This window comes from Streptomyces sp. NPDC057474 (genome assembly GCF_042802555.1).
Lineage (GTDB): Bacteria > Actinomycetota > Actinomycetes > Streptomycetales > Streptomycetaceae > Streptomyces.
The window spans coordinates 1-4,805 of sequence record NZ_JBHVDX010000399.1 but is presented as its reverse complement, the minus strand read 5'-3'; the positions used below and the strand labels follow the sequence as shown (position 1 = coordinate 4,805).

5 protein-coding genes are annotated in these 4,805 nt (G+C 71.5%); 2 read left to right on the top strand and 3 right to left on the bottom strand.

What is annotated here, in order from left to right:
• Nucleotides 1-91 precede the first annotated feature (91 nt).
• Nucleotides 92-457 carry a nuclear transport factor 2 family protein gene (locus ACFU53_RS46675; RefSeq protein ID WP_384006360.1) on the bottom strand — a complete coding sequence of 122 codons (366 nt, stop codon included), beginning with the start codon at nt 455-457 and terminating at the stop codon, nt 92-94.
• Nucleotides 458-592: 135 nt separating this feature from the next.
• Between ACFU53_RS46675 and ACFU53_RS46670 the strand changes: the two genes are divergently transcribed.
• Both ACFU53_RS46670 and ACFU53_RS46665 read left to right on the top strand, forming a co-directional pair.
• Nucleotides 593-823, top strand: a complete 231-nt coding sequence (locus ACFU53_RS46670) for a hypothetical protein (protein WP_384006358.1) — start codon at nt 593-595, stop codon at nt 821-823.
• 126 nt (nt 824-949) lie between these two features.
• Nucleotides 950-2,410 carry an aldehyde dehydrogenase family protein gene (locus tag ACFU53_RS46665; protein WP_384006356.1) on the top strand — a complete coding sequence of 487 codons (1,461 nt, stop codon included), beginning with the start codon at nt 950-952 and terminating at the stop codon, nt 2,408-2,410.
• Nucleotides 2,411-2,432: 22 nt separating this feature from the next.
• Here the strand turns inward: ACFU53_RS46665 and ACFU53_RS46660 are convergent, their stop codons facing one another.
• Nucleotides 2,433-4,193 carry an ABC transporter ATP-binding protein gene (locus ACFU53_RS46660; protein ID WP_384006354.1) on the bottom strand — a complete coding sequence of 587 codons (1,761 nt, stop codon included), beginning with the start codon at nt 4,191-4,193 and terminating at the stop codon, nt 2,433-2,435.
• Nucleotides 4,194-4,280: 87 nt separating this feature from the next.
• Nucleotides 4,281-4,478, bottom strand: coding sequence for a hypothetical protein (locus tag ACFU53_RS46655; protein WP_384006352.1), 198 nt, complete (start codon nt 4,476-4,478; stop codon nt 4,281-4,283).
• Nucleotides 4,479-4,805 lie beyond the last annotated feature (327 nt).

The following is a 4,805-nucleotide window of genomic DNA, read 5'->3' as shown; positions in this document are numbered from 1 at the left end:
GCCGGGAGGGCAGTCGCCAGGCGCGCGAAACGCGTCAAGCCCGCTGCCGCAAGGTAAGCAGGAATCTCCCGGCTTCAGCCGGGAGAGCACTTCAATCGTCCCAGGCCTGGATCATGGTGTGGTCGATGATCTTGCCGTCGCGCACGGAGATCATCGAGCTCGCCAGGACCCGTACCCCGTCGGGGTACTCGCAGGACTCGGTGAAGGCGACCTGGTCGCCCTGGACGACGCACTGCTCGACCTTGTGGGTCATCTCCCGGCTGAAGACGTCGTCGAACATCGCGCCGATCTCGGAACGGCCGTGCATCACCTTGGGGTGGCTCGGCTGGGTGTTGCGGTCCACGACGCGCAGCTGGGCGTCGTCCGCGTAGAGCGACAGCAGTGTCGCCGCGTTCGCTTCCTCCGTGCCCCGGCGCAGCGCTTCGACGTCGAAGGCGGGGCTCGTCGAGGTGCCCATGGGTGACCTCCTTCGAAGGCCGTGGCCCGGCATGGGGGAGCGGGCCGCGAAAGGCCTCTCCTTCGAGGCTCCTCCGCCGCGCCGGACCCGGCAAGCGCAGCGGGAGGCCTGCGCCTCACGGGCCTGGCCGCACCGATGGTGAACGCGGACGCCACCGCGGACGTGACCACGTTCAGCCCGATGACCGTGCTGGACTCGCTCGCCGTCAGCGACCTCCCCGAGGAGCAGAAGGAGAGCCTTCCGCGTCCCTCGCAGCAGCTCAAGAGCCTCAACCAGGTCCACGAGCCGAACCGGCTGAACGAACTGCACCAGGTCACCGACCCGACCGGGAGCCCCGCCGCGCGGACACCGCGGTGGGGCTCTTGACATTCCCGGGGCCCGGGCAGAACATCACGGAACAGTAAAGTAATTGAATTTCACACTACGAACGCTCACGAGCGATCATGCTCGATCACGTACCGTCGTCGATACGTACCCCGAGGAAGCCGCGCCATGGCCATGACCCGTGACCTGTTGATCGGCGGCAAGGACGTGCCCGCCACGTCCGGCCGCACCGCCGAGGACCTCGACCCGTACACGGGGGAGGTGTACGCGACGGTCGCGGCGGCCGGTCCGGAGGACGTCCGGCGGGCCGTCGACGCCGCCGACGCCGCGTTCGAGGAGTGGGCCGCGCTCACCCCCTTCGCCCGGCGGGCGATCTTCTTCAAGGCAGCCGAACTGCTGGAGGGCCGGGGCGACCAGGTCGCCGACATCATGGCCCGGGAGGCGGGCGGCACCCGGCCGTGGGCGTACTTCAACGTGGCGCTCGCAGCGAACATCCTGCGCGAGGCGGCCTCCGCGATCACCGCTCCGCGCGGTGAGGTCCTCGGCACCCAGAAGGAGGGCGCGCTGAGCCTCGCGGTGCGTGAACCGCTGGGCGTGGTCGCCGCGTTCGCGCCGTGGAACGCGCCGGTCATCCTCGGCGTACGGGCCGTGGCGGCGCCGCTGGCCGCCGGCAACACCGTCGTCGTCAAGCCCAGCGAGGACGCGCCCATCGCCTGCGGGCTGTTCGTCGCGGACGTGTTCCGGGAGGCGGGGCTGCCCGACGGCGTGCTGAACGTGGTCACCAACGCACCCGAGGACGCGGCGGAGATCGCCGAGGCGCTGATCTCCGACGAGCGGGTGCGCGCGGTGAACTTCACCGGCTCCACCGGCGTCGGCCGGATCATCGGTGAGCTGGCGGCCCGCCATCTCAAGCCCGCCGTACTGGAGTTGGGCGGCAAGAACGCCGTCATCGTGCTCGACGACGCGGACGTGGACTACGCGGTCGACGCCGTCACCTTCAGCGTCTTCATGAACGCCGGGCAGATCTGCATGTCCGGCGACCGGATCCTCGTCCACGAGTCGCTGGCCGAGGAGTTCGCGCAGAAGTTCACCGCCAAGGTCGCCACCCTCCGGGCCGGTGACCCGAACCACCCGCACACGGTGGTCGGCCCGCTGGTCAGCGCCTCCGCCGCCCAGCGGATCGCGGCGCTGGTGAAGGACGCCGTCGCCAAGGGCGCCACGGTGCTCACCGGGGGCGGACAGCCGGAGGGCGCGGTGCACCCGGCGACCGTGCTGACCGACGTCCCCAAGGACGCCGACCTCTACTACCAGGAGTCCTTCGGACCGCTCTGCGTGCTGGAGACGTTCGCCGCCGACGACGCGGCCGTGGCCGTCGCCAACGACACCGACAACGGCCTGAGCTGCGGCATCATCACCGAGAACGCCACCCACGGACTCGCCGTCGCCCGCCGCATCCGCACCGGCATCGTGCACATCAACGACCAGTCGGTGGCCGACGAGCCGATGGCCCCCTTCGGCGGCGTGAAGGCCTCCGGCTACGGGCGCTTCGGCGGCCGCTGGGGCATCGAGGCGTTCTCCAACACCCGCTGGGTGACCATCGCCACCCAGCAGGCGCACTTCCCCTTCTGATCCTTCTGACGCCCCGGGCCGGCTAACCGGCCGTCGCGAGGAACTGAGTGGCCGCCAACTCCGCGTAGAGCGGGTCGGCGGCCACGAGTTCGCGATGGGTGCCGACCGCGCGGACCCGGCCCGCGTCCATGACCACGATCCGGTCGGCCATCGTCACCGTCGACAGCCGGTGGGCCACGACCAGCACCGTCGTCGTACGGGCCACATCGGCGACCGTGTCGCGCAGCGCCGCCTCGTTCACCGCGTCCAGCTGACTCGTCGCCTCGTCGAGCAGCAGCAGACGCGGGCGGCGCAGCAGGGCCCGGGCGATGGCGACCCGCTGGCGCTCACCGCCGGACAGCTTGGTGCCCCGGTGGCCGACCAGGGTCTCCAGGCCCTGCGGGAGCTTGGCGATGAGACCGTCCAGCCGGGTCGTCTTCAGCACCCGCGTGAGGTCGCCCTCGTCGGCCTGCGGGTTGCCAAGGAGCAGGTTGTCGCGCAGGGTCCCGGACAGCACCGGCGCGTCCTGCTCGACGTAACCGATCGCGGACCGCAGTTGGGACAGTTCCCACTCGGCGACATCGCGGCCGTCGACCGTGACGATGCCCGCCTCGGGATCGTAGAACCGCTCGATGAGCGAGAAGACCGTGGTCTTGCCCGCGCCCGACGGGCCCACGAACGCCGTCATGCCCCGGGCCGGGACCTCGAAGGTCACCCCGTGGTGGACGTACGGCAGATCGTCGGCGTACCGGAAGCGGACCTCGTCGAAGGCGAGCGCGGCGGGTGCCGCGTCCGGGGACGGCAGCGGTGCGGGCCGCGAGGCGGGTTCGGCGGGCAGCCGCAGCGCCTCCTGGATACGGGAGAGCGCGGCGGCACCGGTCTGGTACTGGGTGATCGCGCCCACGACCTGCTGTATCGGCGACATCAGATAGAAGACGTACAGCAGGAACGCCACGAGCGTGCCCACGTCGATCGCGCCGGTCGCGACCCGGGCGCCGCCCACCGCCAGCACGGTGATGAAGGCGATCTGCATGGCGAGCCCGGCCGTGTTCCCGGCGGCGGCCGACCACTTGGCGGCCCGGACGCTCTGCCGCCACGACTCCTCGGCCGCCGCGTGGATCGTCTCCTCCTCGCGGTGTTCGGCACCGGACGCCTTCACCGTGCGCAGCGCGCCGAGGATCCGCTCCAGCGAGGCGCCCATCGCGCCGACCGCGTCCTGCGCCGCCCGGCTGGCCTTGTTGATGCGCGGCACGATCACCCCGAACACCACGCCCGCGCCCAGGATCACGCCCAGCGTCACGGCCAGCAGCACCGGGTCCACCAGTCCCATCAGCGCCACCGTCGCGACCAGCGTCAGCCCGCCGGTGCCGAGGCCCACCAGGGTGTCGGTGGTGACCTCGCGCAGCAGGGTGGTGTCGGAGGTGATCCGCGCCATCAGGTCGCCCGGCTCGCTGCGGTCCACCGCCGTGATCCGCAGCCGCAGCAGATACGAGGACAGGGCGCGCCGCGCGCCGAGCACCACCGACTCGGCGGTGCGCCGCAGTACGTACGAACCCACCGCGCCCACCGCCGCGTTGGTGACCACCAGTACGGACATGAGGACCAGCGCCCAGGTGATGGTCCGGTCGTGCGAGAGGTCGTCGATCAGCTCCCGGGCCACCAGCGGCAGCGCGAGGCCGGTGGCGCCGGTGACGAGGGACAGCAACGCGCCCAGCAGCAGTGCCCAACGATGGGGCCGTACATAACCGAGCAGCAGCCGCCAGGTGGGTGGCTGCCGCTCGGCTGTGGTCTCAGGGGTGCTCACGAGGCTCCTCGGCAGGTCGGTCGGGGAGTGGGGACCGGGCGCGGACCTTCAGCCTACGTCGGGGCCGCGGGGCACCGGGAACGACTTTCAACCGCCCGGCAGCACCCTCCGGTCCCGGCGACGGTGAAGGACGGCCGGTGTCCTGTCCGTGTCGTCCTCGGCGGGCTGCGGATACCCGTCGATCATGCGCGCCAGGACCTCGCCCGGACCCAGTTCGAGATACGTCTGCACGCCCTCCCGGCGCAACAGGTCGACCGCGTCCGAGAAGCGCACGGGATCGGACAACTCCCCTACCCAGAACTCCGGTTCGGTCGCCTCGGCCTCGACCGGTCGCCGTGATGTCGGAGATCAACGGGGTGTGCGGGGGCCGGAGGTCCATGGTCCGCAGCGTGTCGCGGTACTCGTCCAGGAGGGGGTCCAGGTGCGGTGAGTGCGCGACCGGCTCCACGCGGAGCAGCCGGGCCCTGCGGCCCCGGTCCGCCCAGCTGTCGTGCAGGGCCGTCACCTCGGCCGGCCGTGTCGCCGAGACGCTCGTCCACGTACCGCACCGTCTGCCGGCCGCGGACGGCCTGGGGCGGGAACGGGATCGCCCAGGCAGTACGGGACTTCATG

Excerpts from the sequence above, each read along its gene's own strand:
- ACFU53_RS46675 (WP_384006360.1), bottom strand. The coding sequence starts at position 457 with ATGGGCACCTCGACGAGCCCCGCCTTCGACGTCGAAGCGCTGCGCCGG.
- ACFU53_RS46670 (WP_384006358.1), top strand. The coding sequence starts at position 593 with ATGGTGAACGCGGACGCCACCGCGGACGTGACCACGTTCAGCCCGATG.
- ACFU53_RS46665 (WP_384006356.1), top strand. The coding sequence starts at position 950 with ATGGCCATGACCCGTGACCTGTTGATCGGCGGCAAGGACGTGCCCGCC.